The organism is Parapontixanthobacter aurantiacus (assembly GCF_009827635.1).
Classification (GTDB): domain Bacteria; phylum Pseudomonadota; class Alphaproteobacteria; order Sphingomonadales; family Sphingomonadaceae; genus Parapontixanthobacter; species Parapontixanthobacter aurantiacus.
Genome location: NZ_WTYW01000004.1, coordinates 24637 through 46920, shown reverse-complemented (window position 1 = coordinate 46920; position 22284 = coordinate 24637). Strand labels below are relative to the sequence as shown.

At 60.4% G+C, this 22284-nt stretch carries 23 protein-coding genes; 16 read left to right on the top strand and 7 right to left on the bottom strand.

Features of this window, described 5'->3' with window-relative positions:
- Positions 1-25: 25 nt before the first annotated feature.
- Entirely contained in the window at positions 26-223 is a 198-nt protein-coding gene (locus GRI38_RS12295) for a DUF1192 domain-containing protein (protein ID WP_160684510.1), read from the bottom strand.
- Between the two features lie 136 nt (positions 224-359).
- On the opposite strand from GRI38_RS12295, the gene GRI38_RS12290 reads away from it, so the two are divergent.
- The 3 genes from GRI38_RS12290 to GRI38_RS12280 all read left to right on the top strand — a co-directional run bounded on the left by GRI38_RS12290 (position 360) and on the right by GRI38_RS12280 (position 4034).
- The gene (locus tag GRI38_RS12290) at positions 360-1394 is read left to right on the top strand and encodes an NAD(P)H-quinone oxidoreductase (RefSeq protein WP_237487537.1); all 1035 of its coding nucleotides are present in this window, start codon (positions 360-362) and stop codon (positions 1392-1394) included.
- Between the two features lie 142 nt (positions 1395-1536).
- Complete coding sequence (locus GRI38_RS12285) at positions 1537-2241, top strand: DUF1013 domain-containing protein (protein ID WP_160684507.1); 705 nt, start codon at positions 1537-1539, stop codon at positions 2239-2241.
- A 92-nt stretch (positions 2242-2333) separates the two neighbouring features.
- On the top strand, positions 2334-4034 hold the full coding sequence (locus GRI38_RS12280) for a long-chain-fatty-acid--CoA ligase (protein WP_160684504.1): 1701 nt from the start codon (positions 2334-2336) through the stop codon (positions 4032-4034).
- Between the two features lie 21 nt (positions 4035-4055).
- Here GRI38_RS12280 and GRI38_RS12275 read toward each other — a convergent pair whose 3' ends face one another.
- Positions 4056-4463: a bactofilin family protein gene (locus GRI38_RS12275; RefSeq protein ID WP_160684501.1), complete on the bottom strand. Its 408-nt coding sequence runs from the start codon at positions 4461-4463 to the stop codon at positions 4056-4058.
- On the bottom strand, positions 4456-5547 hold the full coding sequence (locus GRI38_RS12270) for a M23 family metallopeptidase (protein ID WP_160684872.1): 1092 nt from the start codon (positions 5545-5547) through the stop codon (positions 4456-4458). The genes GRI38_RS12275 and GRI38_RS12270 overlap by 8 nt, the downstream gene beginning before the upstream one ends.
- Before the next feature lie 284 nt (positions 5548-5831).
- On the opposite strand from GRI38_RS12270, the gene GRI38_RS12265 reads away from it, so the two are divergent.
- The 10 genes from GRI38_RS12265 to wecB all read left to right on the top strand — a co-directional run bounded on the left by GRI38_RS12265 (position 5832) and on the right by wecB (position 14344).
- Entirely contained in the window at positions 5832-7124 is a 1293-nt protein-coding gene (locus GRI38_RS12265) for a glutamate-5-semialdehyde dehydrogenase (RefSeq protein WP_272916450.1), read from the top strand.
- Positions 7088-7774 (top strand): nicotinate-nucleotide adenylyltransferase, encoded by a 687-nt coding sequence (locus tag GRI38_RS12260; RefSeq protein ID WP_160684495.1) that lies wholly within the window; start codon positions 7088-7090, stop codon positions 7772-7774. The genes GRI38_RS12265 and GRI38_RS12260 overlap by 37 nt, the downstream gene beginning before the upstream one ends.
- A gap of 61 nt (positions 7775-7835) precedes the next feature.
- On the top strand, positions 7836-8249 hold the full coding sequence (gene rsfS, locus GRI38_RS12255) for a ribosome silencing factor (RefSeq protein ID WP_160684492.1): 414 nt from the start codon (positions 7836-7838) through the stop codon (positions 8247-8249).
- A gap of 24 nt (positions 8250-8273) precedes the next feature.
- Positions 8274-8696: a 23S rRNA (pseudouridine(1915)-N(3))-methyltransferase RlmH gene (locus GRI38_RS12250; RefSeq protein ID WP_160684869.1), complete on the top strand. Its 423-nt coding sequence runs from the start codon at positions 8274-8276 to the stop codon at positions 8694-8696.
- A 17-nt stretch (positions 8697-8713) separates the two neighbouring features.
- A complete protein-coding gene (locus tag GRI38_RS12245) occupies positions 8714-9985 on the top strand; it encodes a murein hydrolase activator EnvC family protein (protein WP_160684488.1) in 1272 nt (423 codons plus the stop codon).
- A gap of 106 nt (positions 9986-10091) precedes the next feature.
- Entirely contained in the window at positions 10092-11438 is a 1347-nt protein-coding gene (locus GRI38_RS12240; RefSeq protein WP_160684485.1) for a S41 family peptidase, read from the top strand.
- Between the two features lie 26 nt (positions 11439-11464).
- Complete coding sequence (locus tag GRI38_RS12235) at positions 11465-11965, top strand: disulfide bond formation protein B (RefSeq protein ID WP_160684482.1); 501 nt, start codon at positions 11465-11467, stop codon at positions 11963-11965.
- Positions 11962-12483 (top strand): demethoxyubiquinone hydroxylase family protein, encoded by a 522-nt coding sequence (locus GRI38_RS12230; protein WP_160684479.1) that lies wholly within the window; start codon positions 11962-11964, stop codon positions 12481-12483. Before GRI38_RS12235 ends, GRI38_RS12230 begins: the two co-directional genes overlap by 4 nt.
- A 118-nt stretch (positions 12484-12601) precedes the next feature.
- Positions 12602-13165, top strand: a complete 564-nt coding sequence (locus GRI38_RS12225; protein WP_160684476.1) for a hypothetical protein — start codon at positions 12602-12604, stop codon at positions 13163-13165.
- A 54-nt stretch (positions 13166-13219) separates the two neighbouring features.
- Positions 13220-14344, top strand: a complete 1125-nt coding sequence (gene wecB / locus GRI38_RS12220; protein ID WP_160684473.1) for a non-hydrolyzing UDP-N-acetylglucosamine 2-epimerase — start codon at positions 13220-13222, stop codon at positions 14342-14344.
- Positions 14345-14347: 3 nt separating this feature from the next.
- Here the strand turns inward: wecB and GRI38_RS12215 are convergent, their stop codons facing one another.
- The 4 genes from GRI38_RS12215 to GRI38_RS12200 all read right to left on the bottom strand — a co-directional run bounded on the left by GRI38_RS12215 (position 14348) and on the right by GRI38_RS12200 (position 18151).
- Positions 14348-15361 carry an NAD-dependent epimerase/dehydratase family protein gene (locus GRI38_RS12215; protein ID WP_160684470.1) on the bottom strand — a complete coding sequence of 338 codons (1014 nt, stop codon included), beginning with the start codon at positions 15359-15361 and terminating at the stop codon, positions 14348-14350.
- Between the two features lie 13 nt (positions 15362-15374).
- Complete coding sequence (locus GRI38_RS12210; RefSeq protein WP_160684467.1) at positions 15375-16334, bottom strand: UDP-glucuronic acid decarboxylase family protein; 960 nt, start codon at positions 16332-16334, stop codon at positions 15375-15377.
- A 74-nt stretch (positions 16335-16408) separates the two neighbouring features.
- Positions 16409-17674, bottom strand: coding sequence for a nucleotide sugar dehydrogenase (locus GRI38_RS12205; RefSeq protein ID WP_160684464.1), 1266 nt, complete (start codon positions 17672-17674; stop codon positions 16409-16411).
- A 75-nt stretch (positions 17675-17749) separates the two neighbouring features.
- Complete coding sequence (locus GRI38_RS12200) at positions 17750-18151, bottom strand: hypothetical protein (RefSeq protein WP_160684461.1); 402 nt, start codon at positions 18149-18151, stop codon at positions 17750-17752.
- A gap of 140 nt (positions 18152-18291) precedes the next feature.
- On the opposite strand from GRI38_RS12200, the gene GRI38_RS12195 reads away from it, so the two are divergent.
- The 3 genes from GRI38_RS12195 to GRI38_RS12185 all read left to right on the top strand — a co-directional run bounded on the left by GRI38_RS12195 (position 18292) and on the right by GRI38_RS12185 (position 22279).
- Complete coding sequence (locus GRI38_RS12195; RefSeq protein ID WP_237487536.1) at positions 18292-19467, top strand: glycosyltransferase; 1176 nt, start codon at positions 18292-18294, stop codon at positions 19465-19467.
- Positions 19468-19601: 134 nt separating this feature from the next.
- Positions 19602-21131, top strand: coding sequence for an O-antigen polymerase (locus GRI38_RS12190; RefSeq protein ID WP_160684455.1), 1530 nt, complete (start codon positions 19602-19604; stop codon positions 21129-21131).
- Positions 21128-22279: a glycosyltransferase gene (locus tag GRI38_RS12185; RefSeq protein ID WP_160684452.1), complete on the top strand. Its 1152-nt coding sequence runs from the start codon at positions 21128-21130 to the stop codon at positions 22277-22279. Before GRI38_RS12190 ends, GRI38_RS12185 begins: the two co-directional genes overlap by 4 nt.
- Positions 22280-22284: the final 5 nt, after the last annotated feature.

The following is a 22284-nucleotide window of genomic DNA, read 5'->3' as shown; positions in this document are numbered from 1 at the left end:
GAGGGCGTTCAAGAAGAACCGCCGCTCACGTTCGTCGGCCGAACAGGGCGTCTGCCGCCTGCCTGTGGGAAGCGGCCTTGTCGCGATGCTGTTCGACCCGTGCGATTTCGGCTTTGAGCAGATCAATCCGCTCGGCAAGTTCGGCCTGCGAAAGCGGCCCGAGGTCTTCGCCTGCGAGCCGCGCGGCCGCATCGTCTTTCGGGCGGGGAAGATCGTCGTCCATGCCGCTTGCCTCGTTCCTGAAGCGCAACATCGCTTGCGCCCGTGCTTGCTGTCAATAAGTCACTTGGCTAGGAAGATCGCAAATCGAACAGTGTGCCGCTCTTGCAACAAGCGGCAAGGTTACGGGGCAGTAGGGTATGGCTGGCAAGTCCGATGACAGGAGGCAGGCTGGCGTGCCCGCGACGATGACGGCAGTCGGTTTCGACGAACCCGGCGGCGCGGACGTTCTGAAACCCGAAACCATCGACGTGCCGGAACCGTCCGAAGACGAAGTTCTGGTCCGTGTCGCCTATGCGGGGGTAAATCGCCCGGACGTCATCCAGCGCCAAGGTCTTTATCCGCCGCCGCGCGGTGCTTCGCCGATCCCCGGACTCGAAATTTCGGGCGAGGTCGTCGCGCTTGGCAGCAATGTTCCACGTGAAATGCTCGGACAACAGGTCTGCGCGCTCGTGACCGGCGGAGGTTACGCCGAGTATTGCACTGCCCATGCGCGGCACTGCCTGACGCTGCCGCGGAAGATGGCGCTGGAAGAAGCGGCCGCTCTCCCCGAAACGCTGTTTACCGTCTGGCACAATGTTTTCGAGCGGGGTTGGGCGAAAGCAGGCGAGACGCTGCTCGTTCACGGCGGAACGAGCGGCATCGGAACCATGGCGATCATGCTCGGCAAGGCGTTTGATCTGACCGTCGTAACGACAGCGGGCAGCGACGAGAAATGCGAGGCCGCCCGGCGGGTCGGGGCCGATCTCGCCATCAATTACAAGGAGCTGGACTTCGTCGAGGAGATCAAGTCCTTCACCCACGGCAAAGGCGTCGACGTTGTGCTCGACATGGTATCGGGCGATTATGTTGCGCGCAATATCGCCTGTCTGAAAACGGAAGGGCGGCACGTGACGATTGCCGTGCTCGGCGGGCCGAAGGCGGAAATCAACATGGCGCAGGTCATGACGAAGCGGCTGACCCTGACCGGTTCGACGCTGCGCGCCCGGTCCGACAACTTCAAAGCCCTGCTGGCGGACGAGATTGCGGAGAATGCCTGGCCCTTGTTCGAAAACGGTCGCATCCGGCCGGTGATGGACGAAATCTTTCCGCTCGAACGCGCGGCGGACGCCCACGCCCGGATGGAGGCAGGCGAGCATATCGGGAAGATCGTGCTGCGCGTCGCCTCGCGCTGAACATGCTTGCCGTTTGCGGCGTTCGGGCCTAAACAGACGCCCGCAATGGCCGTCTCGAGAGGGGCGGCCCTTCTGTTTCGGAATACCGAACCCACGACAAGATGCCCTTCCCGATGTGTCGAGGGGCAAGAAGAGAACCGACATGGCCGATCAAGCGAAACCCCTCATGCCCCACGCGACCGCTACCTGGCTGGTCGACCACACCGGCCTCAGCTTTCAGCAGATTGCGGCGTTTTGCGGGCTGCACATTCTGGAAGTGCAGGCGATGGCCGATGACCTCGCGGGCAGCAAATATACCGGGCGCGATCCTCTTCATGCAGGCGAACTGACGCAGGACGAGATCGCCAAGGGCGAGGCGGATTCCTCCTATGCGCTGAAGATGCAACGCGCTCCGGTCGCGGTCAATCGCACCAAGGGACCGCGCTATACGCCGGTGTCGAAGCGGCAGGACAAGCCCGACGGGATCGCTTGGCTCCTGCGCAATCATCCCGAGATGAGCGACGCGCAGATTTCCAAGCTGATCGGCACGACGCGCAACACGATCAACGCGATCCGCGACCGTTCGCACTGGAACATGCAGAACATCCAGCCGAAGGATCCCGTGACGCTCGGCCTGTGTTCGCAGCGCGAACTCGACGCGGTCGTCTCGAAGGCGGCGAAGAAGGCGGGCATCGATCAGGAAGCGGCGGCAGCTGCATCCTCGGACAATGTAAGCGATCGCGAGCGGCTGATCGAGGAACTTCGGGCGGAGCGCGAGGCTGCGGTGAAGGAAGCGGCGGAAGCTGCCCAGGAAGCCGAAGCCGCCGCATGGCTCGAGAACAAGCGGGCATCCGAAGACAGCGAGTAGCCGCTTTCGCTTCCCGCGGTGGTGTTCGCACCGTGGGACAGGGCGGGCAAAACTGCTTGCTCTTTCGGGGGTGAGGCGGCATCTCAGCTGACATGGATGTCAATAGAGAAGCCGTCGCCTTCCCCGCAACCGAGCAGGCGGCGCGTGCGCCCTATCATCATCCCCGGCCCTGGGATGTGCCGCTCGAAAAGATGGCGCTGATCGAGGCGTTTGCGAAGGCCTCGGCCACGCACCCCGACCGGACGCTCGCCGCGTTCCTCGGTGCGAACTATTCCTATCGCGACCTGTATGAAGAGGCCGCCCGGTTCGCCGCCGGGCTGAAGGCGCACGGTATTGCGCCCGGCGACCGGGTCGGCCTGTTCCTGCCGAACGTGCCGATCTATGTCGCCGCCTACTACGGAGCGATGATGGCCGGCGCGGTGGTCGTCAATTTCTCGCCGCTCTATACCGTGGACGAACTGTCCCATCAGGTCGAGGATTCCGGGACGCGCCTCCTCGTCACGCTGGACGTGGCAAGCCTTTTGCCGACCGCCCTTAAGGTGTTGGGCGGCTCGGCGCTGGAAACGCTGGTGGTCGGCAAGCTCGGTGCCATGCTGCCGCTATCGAAGCGTGTTGCGCTCAAGATATTGGGACGCGGCAAGATTGCGAAGAGCCCGCGCCGGTCGGATGTCGTCGACTGGTCCGATTTTCTGAAGGACGAGATCAGCCCGCCTGTTGCCGCCCATGCGGACGATCTCGCGCTCCTTCAATATACCGGCGGTACGACCGGAAGGCCGAAGGGGGCGATGCTCACGCATGGCAATCTCGCCTTCAACGCGCAGCAGGTGAACGCCATCGATCCGTTCGACCGGAGCGAGCCCGATCGCGTGCTCGGAGCTTTGCCGCTGTTCCACGTATTCGCCAATACCTGCGTTCTCAATCGCACGATTCTGCGCGGCGGAACGATCGTCATGCTGCCGCGCTTCGAGCCGGATCAGGTGTTGGCCACCATCGCCAAGGCCAAGCCGACGGCGTTTCCCGGCGTTCCGACCATGTATCAAGCGCTGCTCGATCACCAGGATTTCGCCAAAACCGACTGTTCCTCGATGAAGATCTGCATCTCCGGCGGGGCGCCAATGCCGGCCCCCGTTCAGAAGGCGTTCGAGGAGAAAACGGGCGTTCGCATCGTCGAGGGCTACGGCCTCACGGAAAGCAGCGGCGTCGTCTCCGTCAATCCCTACACGGCGGCTCGCAAGCCGGGGACGATCGGACAGCTCGTACCGGGCACGCAGGCCATCCTTCTCGACAAGGAAGACCCGACGCGCCTCGTCGGAACGGACGAACCGGGCGAACTCGCGCTGGCAGGGCCGCAGATAATGAAGGGCTACTGGAACCGGCCGGATACGCAGGCCGCCACCTTCGCCCAGCATTTCGGCAAGGCATGGCTAAGGACCGGCGATGTCGCAACCGTCGATGCCGACGGGTTCATCGAGATCGTCGATCGGATCAAGGACATGATTGCGGTCGGCGGGTTCAAGGTCTTTCCGAGCCAGGTAGAGGACGTCCTGCTCGATAACCCCGCCATCAAGGAGGCGCTCGTCATCGGTGCGCCCGACGATTATCGCGGCGAATGCGTTCACGCCTATGTGACGTTGAACGACCGTTCGGCCGATGCCGAGACACTGAAGGATTGGGCGAACGCCCGGCTCGGCAAGCACGAGCGGCTCGAGAAACTCGTGATTCGCGACGAACTGCCGAAAACGATGATCGGCAAGCTGGACCGCAAGGCGTTGCGTGCCGAGGTGCTGTACTGACTTGTCGTTCCTGACCCGTCGTTACCGGGCGACGGCGAGCTTGGGTTCGTCGTTCGCGCCGACCTGCTGCGCCTGCTTGGCTGCCGGCTTGTCCATCTTGGGTGCGAACCGGCCCTCGACCTGAGCTCCTTGCTCGATGGTCAGCGCGTCATACTGGACGTCACCGGTTATGCGCGCGGTCTGGAGAACGACGAGCTCTTTGGCGGCGATCGATCCGTTGACCGTGCCGGACAGGCGTGCACGGTCCGCCTTGACATTACCGTGGATGACGCTGGTTTCGCCCTGCACGAGCGAGGAGCAGGCAATGTCGCCTTCGACCTTCCCATCGATATGCAGATCGGCAGATGCCGCGATGTCGCCGGTGATGACGATGTCGGAGCCGATGACGCTGAAGGTCGAGCGGCCGTTGCCGGAATTGTTCTTAGCCATCGGTACGCTCGCCGGTGCCGGGGAAGGATCGGATTTCTTCGAGAACATTGGGAGCGGTCTCCAGGAATGGGCGGGGATTGACGGCCCGGTTGTTGATCCGGACCTCGAAATGAAGATGCGGCCCGGTGGAGCGGCCGGTATTGCCGATCGCGCCAATCACGTCGCCGGCAGCGACACGCTGCCCGACCTTGGCCGAAAAGCGGGACATATGGGCATAGCGCGTCATCAGACCGTTGCCGTGCGTGACCTCGACGACTTTTCCGTAACCGCCCTTGCGACCGACGAAAGTCACCTTGCCGGCAGCGGCGGAGTGGATCGGCGTGCCGATGCGGCCGCGGAAATCGAGGCCCTTGTGCATGGCGCCCGTTCCCTTGAAGGGGTCGCGGCGGAAACCGAAGCCCGACGTGATCGAATCGATACTGGCGGGAAGAACCTGCGGAACGCCGTCCAGAACTCGCTCTAGCGCAGTCATGCGCGCCAGGCTGAGACCCATCCGTTCGAAGCGGGGATCGAGCGATCCGTCATCGCTGGTCGCGAGTTGCTCCAAAGGACCACCCATGGCCTCCCGCTCGGCCTTGCGAAGGACAGAGGAAGGATCGAGCCCGAGCTTGATGAGCGCTTCTTCCGCGCGGCTGGCGCGATAATCGGCGTAGCGGGTGAGCTTCTCGACGAAGACCAGTTGCCGTGCTTCGATCCGCGCAAGAGCAGCTGCTTCCGGCAGGACGGCGCTCACCTTGGAGACGGTCTTTTCCGCTTCGCTAGCCGAATCGGTAAGCTGAGATTCGGTGACGATGTCCGAGGGCAGGGTGGGGACCATTTCCTCGATGAATTTCTGCCGCTGTTCGAGATCGGAGGCGACCTTGCCGATGTCGTCGCGATAGGCCTCCACCCGTTCCTGCGCCGTGGCGACGCGAGCCTCGCGGGCATTCAGCAAGGCAAGGTCGGACTGCGCGCGGTACTGCGTCCAAGTCATCACTGCCATCGTCAGCGCCCAGCCGATAAGTGCCAGTGCGACAAGCGCCGCGGCGATCATCTGCATTCGCGAGGTTACGGTGATAAACCGCACCTGCCCTTGCGAGCGCATGAAGAATTCCCGGTCAGGAAAATATCCTTTGATCCGGTTCGACAAACCCGTAGCATTGCTTTTGTTAGCCAAAGCGACCCCGCCTGGTTGTTTCCGACCCGGGCCATTTGGTAGGGGCGAAAGTTAACAGAATCGATGCCGAGGCGGTTTCAAAGGGATGAACGGAACCATCGGCGGGATGAACTGATGAATTATTGCCAAGATATGCAATTTTCTCGGGAACCATTTTGCGATCGGACAAATCGAAGGTTCGAAAATACGCCTTTCGCGACATCGTTCGAGGGCTGGCCAACAGGAAAGATCGAAGAATGACCGGCGAGACCACACGATCGACATCCGACTGCATCGCTCAGATGGCTCGCGACGCTCGCGAGGCGCAGCGCGAAGTCGCTTTGCTCGACGACGCGGCGAAGTCCGCTGCTCTGCGTGAAATTGCCAACGTGTTGCGAGCGTCCGGCGAAGCGATCCTGTCCGCCAATGCAAAAGATTTGGCAAGCGGGCGGGATGGCGGTCTTGCCGAGGCAATGCTCGACAGACTGGCACTCGACGAAGGGCGTTTGGAGGGTATCGCCGGAGCGCTCGAGAACGTTGCGCAGCTTCCCGATCCCGTCGGCGAAGTGATTTCCCGCGACGACCGCCCCAACGGGCTCGAACTCAGCCGCGTCCGCATTCCGATCGGCGTCATCGGCATCATCTACGAGAGCCGCCCCAACGTCACGATCGACGCGGCGGCGCTGTGCTTCAAGTCGGGCAATGCTGCCATCCTACGCGGAGGCAGCGAGGCCGTCCATTCCAACCGCGCCTTGATGCAAGCCTTCGGCGAGGGGCTCGAGAAAGCAGGAATTCCGCGACAAATCGTCCAGCTCGTCCCGACGCAGGACCGGGCCGCCGTCGGGGCGATGTTGCAGGCCAGTGGGCTGATCGACATGATCGTACCGCGCGGGGGCAAGAGCCTTGTCGAGCGAGTACAGCGCGATGCCCGCGTCCCCGTGCTCGCCCATCTCGATGGTATTTGTCACACCTATGTCGATCGCTCCGCCGATCCGGAGACCGCGAAGCAGGTGGCCGTCAATGCGAAGATGCGCAGACCGGGCATTTGCGGAGCCATGGAAACGCTCCTTATCGATTCCGCATATCCCGCAGCGGCTGAATTGTGCACGGCTTTGGCCGACAGCGGTTGCGAACTTGTTGGGGACGGGCGGGCAAGGGCTCTCGACCCGCGTATCGAAGAGGCGAATGAAGAAGACTGGGACACCGAATATCTCGCGCCCAAGCTCTCGATCGCGATCGTCGATGGTCTTGATGCGGCGTTGGGGCACATCGCACGTCACAGTTCCGGGCACACCGATGCGGTTATCGCTACGGATGAAAACGTGACGGAGAGGTTTCTTTCCGAAGTCGATTCGGCAATCGTTATGGCGAATGCGTCGAGCCAGTTCGCCGATGGCGGCGAGTTCGGCCTTGGGGCTGAGATCGGCATCGCGACGGGGAGGCTCCATGCGCGTGGCCCAGTCGCGTTGGAGGGGCTCACGACCTACAAATGGCAGGTTCGCGGCAGCGGCCAGACGCGTTCTTGAAGCGATCGCGCACGAACCGGATCGGATTGCTCGGGGGCAGCTTCAATCCTGCGCATGGCGGGCATCGCCGCATATCCCTGTTTGCGATGAAGGCACTGATGCTGGGCGAGGTGTGGTGGCTCGTCTCGCCCGGCAACCCGCTGAAACCGCGGGAAGGCATGGCGGACCTCGCCTCTCGGCTCACTTCGGCGAAAGCCCAGGCGCGGCGTGCCCCGATCAGGCCGACAGCGATCGAACGTGATCTGGGAACACGCTATACGGTCGATACGCTACGCGCGCTTAAGCGACGTTATCCGAAGCGCAACTTCGTCTGGTTGATGGGGTCGGACAATCTTGCACAGTTCCATCGCTGGCGGCAGTGGCGTGTGATCGCTCGCACGATGCCGATCGCCGTGATCGCGCGACCCGGCTACAATCTCGCGGCGATGCGCAGTCCGGCGATGCTGTGGCTCCGCCGCTTTCGCGTTTCGCGAGATGCCGACCTCGCTTCGCTTGCCCCGCCGGCGCTCCTCATCCTGCGCTTCGATCCCGACGAGCGGTCGGCCACGAAACTGCGCGCTGCCAATCCCGACTGGGAGAATGATTTTGCGAATCGCCCGGTGCGCGATACACTGACGCACAAGCTGGTTGCGCCCGATAAGCTCTCGTAAAACGCGATCCGCGCCATTACATGTTCGTAAGCGAACCTAACGAGGAGTAGAATTTCCGCCCATGACAGAGGCGCATACCGATCCGGCCAAGGCCGGTCAGAACGGAACGAACCCGGCGACGCAGCGCGACGATGCCTTGCACGAGCTGGTCATGTCGCAACTGGACGAAAACCAGGCGCAGGAAGTCGTTTCGATCCCGCTCGAGGGCAAATCCTCCATTGCCGACCACATGGTGATCGCGTCGGGTCGATCGACCCGGCAGGTCGCCGCAATCGCACAGAAGCTGAGCGAGACGATCAAGCAGGCGGGCCTCGGCCCGGTGCGGATCGAAGGCTTGCCGGCAGCCGACTGGGTGCTCGTCGATGCAGGCGATGTGGTCGTGCACCTGTTCCGGCCCGAAGTGCGCAGCTTCTACAACCTAGAGCGGATGTGGGCCTTTGGCGACGCTCCTCCGGTAGCTGCCGGCTCGGCCTGACGCGCCTGCGTTCGGGAGGCGGCAATCCTCTTTCACATCATTGCGCGCGGCAAAATCGGCCGCTCGCCGGAACGTGAACTTGTCGAGCGCTACGAAAAACGCCTCGGCGATGCGCTGCGTGTGACCGAACTGCCGGAAACGGGCGGGCGCATTCCTGAAGCGCTGACGCCGTGTCGAACTATACTGCTCGACGAGAGGGGTAAGAACCTCTCGTCCGAAGAGCTGGCGGATTTGTTGGGGCGCTGGCGAGAGGACGGCATTCGCGAGACGCGCTTCATGATCGGAGCGGCCGACGGCCATTCGGCTGAGGACCGTTCCGACGCCTATATGCTCATTTCGTTCGGCAAGGCGACCTGGCCGCATCTGATGGTGCGCGCGATGCTCGCCGAGCAGATCTACCGCGCGACGACGATCCTTGCCGGCCATCCCTACCATCGCAGCGGATAATGGGGCATAGGAGCGCCATGTCCCGCCCGTCGCCCACCATGTCCGTGATACTTGCCACAACGGTCTGCGCCGCGTTGCTCGTTTTCGCTCGCAACCCGCTGGGTGCGCAGGACGATCGGTCAGATAGCGGCTTGTCCACGACCCAAAGCTTGCGCGAGGCACGACAGCAATACGCCGCCGCGCAGGATCGCGCGCGGGTTGCAAGGGAAAGAGAACAGGAGCTTCTCCGGCAAGCGGAAGATGCAGAGTTTGCAGCGGAGAAAGCGCAGAGCGAAGTGGCCCTGCTGGCAGCGCAGATCCAGACGGTCGAGGCGAGCCTTGCATCGGCGCGCTCCCGGCTGAACCTTATCCGCAAGGAGCGCCGCACGCTGGAGCGGCAACTGGGCGACAAGCGCGAGCCTGTCGTGCAGCTGACCGCCGCCTTGCAGCGACTGACGGCCCGGCCGCTCGCGCTGTCCGCGCTTCAACCAGGCTCGTTGCGCGAGACGGTTTATCTGCGTGCTGTGCTCGACCAGACAATTCCCGCCATTCGCGAAAAGACGACAAGCCTGCGCGACCAGCGCGAGCGTGTACGCCAATTGTCTCGCGAATCGGTGCAGACTTTGGCCGCACTCGCAAAGAACGAGACCGTGCTGGCACGGCGGCGTGCACAACTCATTGCGTCCACCCGGCGGCAGCGCCTGGCCTCAGAACGTGCGTTTGGCGATGCGCAACTGGAAGCGGAGAAGGCGGCGCGTTTTGCCGAACAAGCAAGCAGTCTCGACGGTCTTATCGCCCGGCTCGACCGGGCCGGGGAGGAGGAAGCCGAACTGGCGCGGCTCTCTGGTCCGATCATGCGACCCGCTGACCCCACGACGCAGCGCATTGCCGCGTCGATGAAGGGGAGCGGCGCATCGCGAATCGAGGCGGCTGCGACCGCAGGTCCGCGCGCCTATCGCTTGCCGGTCGTGGGAAGGGTTACTGGCGAATTCGGCGAACGCGGGCGGGGCGGCTTGCGCCGGTCGGGCATCGTCCTCGAACCCGCTGCAGAAGCACAGGTCGTCGCCCCGGCGGCAGGCAGGGTCGTCTTTGCCGGACCATACCGCGGCTATGGCCGGATCGCGATCATCGAGCATGGCGCAGGCTGGACCAGTCTCGTTACCGGTCTCGAAAGCCTCGACGTTGCCATCGGCGATCTGCTCGCCAGCGGAGGCCCCATCGGCCGCGCTTCTGCCGCCGAACCGGAAGTGCTGCTCGAGTTGCGCCGCGCCGGCAAACCCGTCGACCCGCTGGATTATGTCGCGGATTAAGTCTGCGCCGCCGCTTGTCCTTGAATGGGGCGCGGGGCGTTGTCATCTGGTATTAAGGGGTAATGAGCGATAGTGTGACGAAGTTACTCCAGGAGTATATCGCGTTATGAAATCTGCAGCAGTTCGCCCGGCATTGACGGCGGCGGCTCTCGCCACGGCCCTTACCCTTATCCCCGCCACGACTTCGGTGATGGCGCAGGTTGACGGGCGAGCGGGTGCGGAGTTCGCGAAACTGTTTGCCACCTATGAGCGGATCAAGGCCAGTTATGTCGAGGATGTCGACGACGAAAAGCTGATCCGCGGCGCGATCGACGGAATGCTCGCATCGCTCGATCCTCACTCTGCCTATCTCGACGGATCGGATCTCGAACGGATCAATACGCTTATTGACGGCAATTACTCCGGTCTCGGTCTGTCGGTCGTCCAGGAAGACGGCGCCGTGAAGATCATTTCGCCCTTCCGCGGCAGCCCCGCGGACGAAGCCGGATTGAAGGCAGGCGATTACATCACTCATCTGGACGGCGAACTGATCTATGGCCGGGACTTGGATGAAGCGGTCAACATGATGCGTGGACAGGCGGGGACCTCGATCGAACTGACGGTCTTCCGCCCCGGACGCGACGAGCCGTTCGAAGTCAATGTGACGCGCGGTGTCATCGAACTGGAGCCGGTGACTTATTCGCTCGAAAGCGGCAATATCGGCGTCATCACCATCAATGAATTCTCGCGCGATGTCGGCAGCGATGTCTACGCCGCCTGGAAAAGCATCCAGGCCGAGGCAGCCGGGCGAGTCGGTGGCCTGATCCTCGACCTGCGTTCCAATCCCGGCGGATCGCTCGACGAAGCCGTCGCCCTGTCCGATCTGTTCCTCGACAAGGGACGCATCGTGTCGCAGCGCGGACGCGCACGCGGCGAGACGATCCTCTACGACGCGGAAACCGTGTTTCGCGGCGACATTGCCGGCGACGTTCCGATGATCGTGCTGATCGATGCCGGTTCCGCTTCCGCTTCGGAAATCGTGGCAGGCGCGTTGCAGGATCACCGCCGGGCGGTCGTCATGGGTCAGCGCAGCTTCGGCAAGGGCAGCGTGCAGTCGCTGCTTCCGCTGAGCCGCGACTCCGCTCTCAAGCTGACGACCGCGCGCTACTACACGCCATCGGGTCATTCGGTGCAGGAAGGCGGCATCAAACCGGATATCGCGGTTCCGCAACTCAGCGATCCGGACTTCGCCCTGCGCGCCAAATATTCGATGCGCGAATCGGACCTGCGCGGCCATCTCATCAACGAGCTCGGCATCAAGGACGAGGAACTCGAAGTGGATACGCTCGACGATCCGCGCTTCCAGCTTACCTCGGAAGAGCTGAAAGAGCAGGGAATCGAGGATTTCCAGCTCGATTACGCGTTGAAGACGCTCCGCCGTACGAACACGAACGCCGTGGCGCATCGCAAGTAACAGGTCTGCAGTAGTTCCGAAGCTTTATGGCCAAGATTGGCGTCCCTGGTGATGTAACTCCGCAAGTGCGTCTGGCGCGGCAGATCGCGCTGGGCGTCCCTGCGCTGCTGATCGCGGGCGCCTACATTTCGCAATACGGCTTCGGCCTTTATCCTTGCGAGATGTGCTGGTGGCAGCGTTATCCGCATTTCGCAGCCATTCTCTTCGCACTGCTCAGCTACGTTCTCGCGCCCAAACGCCTGTGGATCTCGCTCGCGGCAGGGGGCATTCTCACCTCGGGGCTGATCGGCGGCTTTCATGCCGGGGTCGAGTATGGCTGGTGGGAGGGGATTACCGGTTGTTCGGGGGCCTTGGTTCGCGAACCCGGTACGAGCGCCATGGACGCCATCACCAGCGCTCCGCTCATTCGCTGCGACCGGGCACCTTGGCATTTCCTGGGCGTTTCTCTTGCGGGATGGAATTTCATCGTCTCCGGGATCGCAGGACTGGCCGTATTCGTCCTGCTGGCGAAAGGCAGAACACGATGAGGAAAACGCGAACGGACCGGATGATCAGGGTCGATCAGGCTGGCGAGTTCGGCGCGACCCGCATCTATGAAGGGCAACTGGCTGTGATGGGCGACCGGGCGCCAGACAGCGCGGAAATTCGTCACATGGCAGCGCAGGAGGCTGTCCATCGCGCGGAGTTCGATGCGCTTATCGCGCGTCGCGGCGTAAGACCGACTGCCTTGCAGCCGTTCTGGAACGTCGCAGGTTACGCTTTGGGCGCGGCGACCGCTCTGATGGGACCGAAGGCGGCCATGGCCTGTACTGCCGCGGTCGAAACCGAGATCGACAAGCACTATTCCGATCAGCTCGAAGCCTTGGAGAAAGACGGCGACGACCCCGAACTCGCCGCCATGATCGAGCGTTTCCGCGAGGAAGAACGCGAACATCATGACACCGCTATCGCCAGCGGTGCGGAACAGGCGACGGCCTATCCCGTCCTCTCGGGTTTGATCCGCCTCGGCTGCAAGGCCGCGATCAAGATATCCGAGCGCATCTGATCCGATCCATCGGGAACCGGAAGGCCCGCCGAACCGCTTCATTGGCAGTTCAGCGCATCGCGGTGTATGAACGACACATCCGCCCTGCGCGCCCGAAAACTGCCGACTGGAACGCAATATGAAACGTCTCATCGCCCCGACCGCCATTCTCGCCGCCTGCCTTGCAGCGCCGGTTGCAGCGCAGGACGAGGATTACGCTGTCAATCAGGTCTATATTACGGAGGGCGAGGAATGCCCTGCTTCGACCGAAGATGTGATTACCGTTTGCGGCGTTCTCGAAGAACCCTACCGCATTCCCAAAGCTCTGCGTCATAGCGACGATCCTGCCAATATGAGCTGGGCAGAGCGTGTGGAGCGGCTGGAAACGGTCGGCGATTTCGGGATCATGTCCTGCTCTCCGGCTGGGGCCGGCGGTTTGACCGGCTGCACCCAGCAACTGATCCGCGCCGCTTACGAGGATCGGGCGAATGCGCCGGGCGTACGAATGGGACAGCTCATTCAGGAAGCGCGCGAGGAACGCCTTTCGACGATCGACGAGGATGCTGCCGCCGAGCAGGAACGCGTCGAGCAGATCGAGCGCGAATATATGGAGCGCCTCGAGCGGGAACGCGAACAGCCCGTCGAGGGCGAGGTGGATGAGACGCCGCCCCCGATCGGACCGCAGGTCGATCCGGGCAATTGAAGCTTCTGAAATAGCGAGAGACTTTCCGGCGAACCTGTTTTACGCCGCGACTGAATGGGCCGGGTTCGCAAGATATTGACGATTTTCGGCACGCGACCCGAAGCGATCAAGCTGTTCCCGATCCTCCACGCACTGGAAGGCGATGCGCGCTTTACCTCGTGCATATGCGTCACCGGGCAGCATCGTGGATTGCTCGATCAAGTGCTCGAATTTGCGAAGATTAGACCGCATCACGACTGTGACGTGATGACGGACGACCAGTCGCTGGACGAACTTACTGCGACGCTGCTGACCTGTGTCGGTCATGTTCTCGACGAAGAAAAGCCCGACCTTGTCGTCGTTCAGGGCGATACGACGACAGCGATGGTATCCGCGCTCGCCGCGCATTATCGAAAGATCGCAATCGTCCATGTCGAGGCTGGGCTCAGAAGCGGGAGTCTGGCCCACCCGTGGCCCGAAGAAGCGAACCGTTCGATCATCACACGGCTTGCTACCATACATTGCTGCCCTACCCGGCGCGCGGCGGACGCCCTGCGATCGGAAAATGTCCCGCACCAGACCATTCACCTGACCGGCAACACCGTCATCGACGCACTCTATTGGACGCAAGACCGATTGGCTGGCCGGGGCGGTTCGTCCGATGCGTTCCGCGAGGCGCTACAACGCTTCGCCGGTCGCCGCCACATCGGCGTGACCTGCCATCGGCGCGAAAGTTTCGCAGAGGGCATAGTTCGGGTCGTCGAGGCCGTCGGGCAACTCGCCCATCGCCCGGATGTCGGCATTCTCTTTCCTGTCCACCCGAACCCCAATGTGCGCGGCATCGTGAGGGAGCGGCTTTCTCCATGCGAGAACGTCGCCTTGCTGGAGCCGCTGGATTACCCAGACTTCTGCCGATTGCTCGACGCATGCGACCTGATGCTATCGGACAGCGGAGGGGTGCAGGAGGAAGCGCCCGCCCTCGGTACGCCCGTTCTCGTATTGCGTGAAACCACCGAACGGCCCGAAGCGATCGAGGCAGGGGGCGCAATCCTCGTAGGAACCGATACGCAACGGATCGTGGCGGAAACGAACCGCTTGCTGGATGACCGTTCGGCCTATGCTGCGATGGCGCGAGCCGTCAGTCCGTTCGGCGACGGCCGGGCCGCCCAAAGGATCGTCGAACTCCTCGCCACAGCGTGACGACTATACGTCGTAATAATCCCGATACCACGCGACGAAGCGGGCGATGCCGTCGCGGTAATCGGTTTTCGGGCGAAAGCCGGTAAGATCGTTCAGCAAGCTCGTATCCGCCCAGGTTGCCGGGACGTCGCCCGTCTGCATCGGCATCAGGTTCCGGATCGCCTTCTTCCCGACCGCTTCCTCGATGGCGTCGATATAGTCGGTGAGCTTGACCCTGTCGCTGTTGCCGATATTGACCACGCGATAAGGTGCGGCAGGGGAAAGGCTGTCATTTGCGGCAATCTCGTCGCGGCTGGCAGGCCGCTCGGGCGGGACGTCGATGAGCAGCCGAATGGCGCGAACCAGATCCTCGACATAGGTGAAGTCGCGAAACATCTCGCCATTGTTGTAGATGTCGATCGGATGGCCTTCGAGGATACCCTTCGTGAATTTGAAAAGCGCCATGTCCGGCCGCCCCCACGGACCATAGACGGTGAAGAACCGGAACATCGTCGTCGGCAGGTCCCACAAATGCGCATAGCTATGCGCCATCGCTTCGTTCGCCCGCTTCGTGGCGGCATAGATCGTAAGCGGCGTATCGACCTTCTCGCGCTCGTTGAACGGCATGTCCTCGTTCGCGCCATAGACCGAGCTGGTCGAAGCCATGAGCAGATGATCGACTTGAAGCTCGCGCGCGGATTCCATTACGTTGAACGTGCCGACGATATTGGCGTCGATATAGGCGCGCGGGTTTTCGAGGCTGTACCGCACCCCCGCCTGCGCCGCCAAGTGAACGATGACGTCCGGTTCCTCGGCAAGCGCCAGTTCGCGCAAGGTTTCGAAATCTTCCAGCATCGCAGTGCGGGCCGAGAAATGCTGGTTTTGGAGCAGCATGCGGTGCCGCCGCTCCTTCAGTCGTACGTCGTAATAGTCAGTCAGGCCGTCGTAACCGACGACGGCGAAGCCCTCTGCCAGAAGCAATCTGGCAAGATGAAATCCGACGAAGCCGGCCGTGCCGGTGACGAGAACCTTTCGCACAACCGCTCTCGCGCTATCCGGCGACGACTTTGCGGAAATAGGCGATCGTCCGGTCGAGCCCTTCGTCGAGTTCCACCGTCGGCTGCCAGTTGAGCAGTTCGCGCGCTTTCGAAATATCTGGCTTGCGCTGCATCGGATCGTCCTGAGGCAGCGGTTTCTCGATCAGTTTCGACGATCCACCAACCTTCTCGATGACCTTTTCGGCCAGCTGGCGAATCGTGAACTCGTTCGGATTGCCGATGTTGATCGGCCCGTGGACGTCGTCGCCCGCGTCCATGAACCGCAGGAACCCGTCGACCAGGTCGTCGACGTAACAGAAGCTGCGCGTCTGCGAACCGTCGCCGTAGATCGTGATATCCTCGCCCTGCAAAGCCTGCACGATGAAGTTCGATACGACCCGTCCGTCGGCCGCATTCATGCGCGGGCCATAGGTATTGAAGATGCGCGCGACCTTTACATCGAGGCCGTGCTGCCGGTGATAATCGAAAAACAGGGTTTCCGCGCAGCGCTTGCCTTCGTCGTAGCAGGAACGGATGCCGATGGGATTGACGTTGCCCCAGTAGCTTTCCGGCTGCGGATGGACGCTGGGATCGCCATAGACTTCGCTCGTGGAGGCCTGAAAGATCGGCACGCGCAGCCGTTTGGCGAGGCCCAGCATGTTGATCGCGCCATGCACGCTCGTCTTGGTCGTCTGGACCGGATCGTGCTGATAATGGATCGGCGAAGCGGGGCAGGCAAGATTGTAGATCGCATCCACCTCGACAAACAGCGGCAGGCAGACGTCGTGCCGCATGAATTCGAAGCGGGGATTGCCTGCAAGGTGATCGATGTTGCTCTTGTCGCCGGTGAACAGATTGTCGACGCAGAGCACTTCGCTGCCGCGGTCGAGCAGCCGGTCGATCAGATGCGATCCCAGGAAGCCCGCGCCTCCGGTGACGAGTACGCGATTTCGGCGGTAATTGCTTTGGGGCAATGCACTTCCTTGTTGTCAGCTATCGAGAATTCGAATGAGCCATCTTACAGGATGAAGGCTTTAGAAACCCGTTATCAAAGTGTCCATGCGGCAGGTTCGGACAACGCATTTTTCAGATCGGCGAGAACGCCCCCCGGTTTCAAAAGCGCGTCGAAGGTTTCGACCCCCATGTCGATATACTCTTCATGCGGGACGGCCAGCAGGACCATGTCGTAGGAGCTGCCGAAAGCGTCCGGGTCCAGCGTGATGCCATATTCATCCCTTGCTTCCTCACTGTTTGCAAGGGGGTCATGGACGGTTACAGAATGTCCGAATTTCTTCAATTCCGCTACAAGGTCGGCCACCTTGCTATTGCGGAGATCGGGTACGTTCTCTTTGAAAGTCAGACCGAGCACGAGGATCGAACTTGTTTCGCCATTAAGTTTGTCATTAAGCCGCCGGGCAATTGACATGGCCATTGCATCATTCACGTTGCGGCCGGCCAGAATGACCTTCGGATCCATGCCCAGTTCGCTGGCGCGATGAGCTAGGTAATACGGATCGACGCCGATACAGTGGCCTCCGACCAGTCCCGGGGCAAACGGCAGGAAGTTCCATTTCGTACGAGCCGCTTCCAGAACATCCCAAACAGACAAGTCGAGTTCCCCGAAAATAAGGGCAATCTCGTTCATGAAGGCGATGTTGATATCGCGCTGCGCGTTCTCGATTACCTTGGCGGCTTCGGCCGTCTTGATCGACGCTGCCCGAAACACCCCGCCGGATGTAACGGCATCGTAGAGCGCTGCGACCTTCTCGAGCGTTTCGGGAGTATCCCCGGACACGACCTTGGTAATCTTGTCGACGGTATGCTCTCGATCGCCGGGATTGATTCGCTCAGGACTGTAAGCGACGAAGAAGTCCGATTTCCATTTCAGGCCCGACATTTCTTCGAGCAACGGTACGCAAATTTCTTCCGTAACCCCGGGATAGACAGTGCTTTCGTAGATCACGATGGGCTTCTTGCCCTGCTCGGCGGATCGCGCGATAGCGCTTCCGACAGTCCGGCTTGCCGCCTCTACGATCGAAAGGTCCGGCTTCCGTTCGGCATCGATTGGTGTCGGCACGGTGACTATGAAGAAGTCCGAAGCGGGCAGATCACCGGGGTCGCTCGACAATGCGAGCGTGCACGCTTCCAGCCTTTTGCTATCGATTTCCCCGGTACGATCGTGGTTCCGTCTCAGTTCGTCGATCCGCGACTGGTCGAGGTCGAACCCGAGGCACGAGTAATAGCGCGCGAGGGCAACCGCGAGAGGAAGGCCAACGTAACCAAGGCCAATCAGACTAATCTGCGCATGCGACATTATTGATATGATCCGAAATCGAGAAGGAGTTGGAAGCGGGGAAGACTGAACCCAATTGACGCTAAATGAAGAACCTCACTGCCTGTCGATCTGCAGTTCGCGACCTTCATTGTATTTGACTGCCGCGCATCTGGTAATCGCTGCTTGCACATTAGCCGGCAGGCGGTCCCATAGATCGGATTTCACGGGCAGTTGGTCATCGGAAATACTGCCGAGTAGGCCAAGTTGATCGACAATGCCGAGGATTCGATCGCATTCCTCGACCAGAGCCTCGTCCTGAGTGAGGCTTTCTTGACCAATCTCGTCAAGTTGTTCGAGGCTCCCGTCAAATCGGAACAGCTCAGAATTCCAGCCGAAGATGCCGACCAGACCAAGAGCGAGGGTCAACATGATCGGCCGCAGCAAATCCGGACGCCAGATCAAGGCACCGAAGGTTACGCCGGTCAGGACCAGTTGCAGGATTATCAAAAGCACCATATTGCGTTTACATCGTCGCGCTTGTCGGGACCAGGAGAGCCCCTAGCAGATTGCTGCTGCGATGATAGGCGCAATCGGGTCTTCCGGGCAATCGCCGAGAACGTAAGGAATTTGAGCGCCAATATCGCTCCCCATTCGTGATGCCACAGAAAACAGGCTCGAAATCGACTGGTCAACCACGTCTGGCTTTGATCGTGACCGACGTATATGCTTTCAACGTACTTGGCCGTGGACAGCTCGAGTTCTTCAGGAATCAAGGGGTCATGCTTGACCTTTATTGTGGGGGTTCGAAAGAAGGTCTTGCGGAACTGAAGCGGCGGAACTTGGGCCGTGTTTTTGCCATCGCCCTTCGTCGCGAACCGCGGCCATTCTGGGATTTATTAGCACTCGTTCAGCTTGTCTTCTTTCTGACGGTCAATCGCTACGACAGTGTGGTCTGTTCGACGCCCAAGGCCATGCTCCTCGGTTCTATTGCGGGTGCGATGGGCCGCCAGAAATATCGCGTCGCGCTTATTCGCGGGCGAGCTTACGAAAATTACGTCGGTTTCAAACGCTGGATCTTCGTCACGCTGGATCGGCTGGCACTCGCCTCGGCTCATCGCACGATTTTCATAAGTCACTCGCAACACGAGGCCTTCATGAAGGACGGACTTTCGAAAAAAATTCTGCCTGAAGACGCTGTGCCAGGCCATGGCTCGTCCAATGGCGTCGATACGAGCCGGTTCAAACCCCGTGAACCTTCCGAGAAAGCGGCCCTTAGGCAGCAGGCCGGTCTGTCCGAAGATAGTTTCGTTATCGTCGTAGTCGGTCGCATCGCGCCCGACAAAGGAACGAGACTGGCTTTGAAGCTTATGAGGGCGCTTCGCGATTTGCCCAACGTCGTCTGCGTTTTTGTTGGTAATTTTGAAGACGATGCATTGCGCGCCGAGTTGGAGGATGCAGATGATGCTAGGGTCAGGCATCAACCGGCTTGCAGCAATGTAGAGGACTGGTTCGCGCTCGCCGACCTGAATCTCATGCCAAGTTCGCGCGAGGGGTTCGGCAACGTCGCGATCGAAGCGGCAGCGAGCGGCGTCCTGACGGTGGCCTTCGACGTCGTGGGGCTGCGCGATAGCGTCAGCGACGGCATCTCAGGTCACTTGTTCACATACGGAGACATCAAAGCGGTAGAACGGCAGGTACGCAGTATGATTTTGCGACGCCAAGATTTACATGCGGAAGGCGAGACGGCGCGTCGATGGGCGGTCGAGCATTTCGACCAGCAAACGGTCTGGTCAAATTATTTAAGTCTTTTCCTACCGCGACACTTTGGCTAGTTCACCGCATCCGCGTTCGGTAGGCGCGATGACCCTTAGGTACCGCGAACCAAGGAAAACGTTTCGAGCAATCGCACGGTTGGGAGCCAGGTTGCCGAGCACCACGAATGTCTTTGAGGATGGAACGCAGAGCGATGCAAGGTTCCCGTGATTTCGGCGGCATACGTATTGCCTTGGCAATCTATGTCCTGCTTACGGGGGACCTTCTCAAACTTCTGAAAGCGGCTCTGTTCGGGGCGGACAGTTCGGTCGGACTTGCGTTTGCTTTTACGGCATTCGCGTCAATTTGTCTCGATCTTCTGCGTCTCAGCCCCCTGTTCTTCCTGAACAATAGAAAAGAAGGCATTCTGCACCCCTTGATCATTACGGTCGTTCTCTGGCCGGTTCTCCTTCAACTGCCTTATCTCGTCGAAACGCTGTTCAGCAATTTAGGCGGGTTAACTGGCGGCCCCGTCCGGACCCCTATTTTTGCCGCGCTTCCGGCGGCAAGCCGGGCGGATGTGTGGTGGGGCGAAGGTATATTTATCGTCTTGCAGATTCTCTCTCTACTGGCTTTGTTTGTCGGTTGGCGCCTGGCTTCGAATAAGCAGGGTGAGACCTTCGAAGCTCGATACATTTGGAATGAGCAAACCTTACGCACGATAGCGGTGTCCTTCATTTTGCTCATTATCGGTGGGTTGATCGTGTTCCTCGTGCTTCGTGGCGGATTGCAGGCACACATTGCCGACCTTTCTCGTGGACGCGCCCGCGCTCTCGAAGGACTGGGACCGGTAGTCGCATTGTTCGATGCCAGTACATTATGCCTCATGCTGTGGGTTGCGATCCGGCCGAAAGACGTCCGCTCGCCGTTCTTTATTGCTCTCCTCATCAGCGTTGTAGCGGTGCAGTTCATCAGCGACGGATCCCGCTCGTCGGCCATTCTTGTGATGGCCAAGGTGGGATTGGTGTGGGCGTTGAGAAGCGGCAGGTTGCCCTTACGGCTGGCTGTGTTCCTTCTGCCCATCGGATTGTCGCTCTTTGGCGCTCTCGCCATCATCAGGAGTTCCGGACAAACTGGAGACACCGCGGTGCAGGCCTTGATGTCGGCTCGGGCCGATCAGGTTTTCGAAGCAGTGCAAACGGAGCTGGAAGGGCGCCGCTATCTGAGCGGTTCTTCTGCGATCGTTCTGGAAGGCCATGAAGTTCTCGACGGACCGCTTCTGGGAAGGACTTATCTGGCCGCGATCTTCGTCTTCGTGCCGAGACCGCTATGGGAAGACAAGCCGCGCGGAGCAGGCTCCCTGTTCGCCCAAACGTTCCTCGGCACCACACGTGACGGATTTGCCGTTCCGATCGGGGCCGTTGCGGAAGCGTACTGGAATTTTAACGTGCCCGGTGTGATCGTCCTGTTCGCCCTCTATGGTCTTTTGCTTCGACGCGTCCACGGCCTCTATCTGAGAAGGTATTCGGATCCTTTCGTGACCACTTTCTATGTGCTTTTCCTCAGCGACTTTCAGCCAGGCACCGACAGCATCGTTCCGTTCATGCAGCAGGCGACAGCACTGATACTCATTTATTTGGCTGCCCTTGCCGTCGGCGCCCGGAAGCCTGTGACCACGAAACAAAATTCGCCAAGCGCGGTCGCCGCTTCGCGGAGCCGTCACCGCCGACCTTTACCGCAATGATCGATCTTTCCGAAAATCAAAGTTCTCGCCGCAAACGCGTGACTTTCGTGACGTTTCAGCTTGGTGGTGGTGGCGCAGAAATGCAGTTGTTGCGACTGGCAAACACCCTCGACCGCAAAACGTTCGAAGTATCCGTCATCGTCTTTCGCTCTGGCGGAAGCTACGAGCCTTTGCTGCGCGATGACGTGACACTGGTTAGTCTGAACAATCCCTCCAAGGTGTCCCTCATTCACAAGATGGCACAAGCTTTAAGAAGGCTTGATGCGGATCTAGTGTGCGCCTTCCTCGACATTCCAATGGCGACCGTTTTTCTTGCGAGACCATTGCTATCTCGCCGTCCCGTACTCGTCGGATGCGTTCAGGCCCCTCCGACGATCGTCTACGGTTCCGATCAGCCCCGAAAGTTGCAGATGTTCCTGCGATTTTACGGCCGCATATTGCCAAAGATTGATCACGTGATCGCCATATCTGAAGGGGTTAAGGACGATATTCGATCCTTCGCTCCTTCTGCGCTGCCCCAAACGGAAGTGATCTATAATATCGGCGTGGATGATCGATTGCGAAAAGCGGCGGAAGAACCCGTGACCGAAGTCATGCCTTCACGCCCGTTGATCGTCGCTTGCGGTCGCTTGAACTACCAAAAGGCTTTCGACGTTCTCATTCGTTCATTCGCTTTAGTGCGAAAAGAAATCGATGCCGAGCTGTGGATAATCGGCGAAGGAGAAAAGCGCGGGGAACTGGAAGCTCTGATCGACAAACTGAACTTGTCAGCATCAGTACGTCTTATCGGTTTTAGGCAAAATCCTTATCAAATCTTTGCCAGCGCGGACCTATTCGTTCTGTCGTCGATTTTTGAAGGGTTCGGCAATGTTCTTGTCGAGGCAATGGCCTGCGGAACACCCGTCCTTTCGACGATCTGCCCCCATGGCCCGTCAGAGATAATTACCGATCAAGAGAGCGGCATTCTCGTACCTGTCGGCGATGTGCCTGCGATAGCGGAAGGGATAATCAAGATATTGACCGACCGAAAACTGTCGGCGCGATTGGCGGCGGCAGGCAAACAGCGCGCGGAAGATTTCAGTCCCGCTGTTATTACGGCACAATATAGCCAGACATTTGAGCAGCTTATCGAAGGCGATGCACGATGACGGGC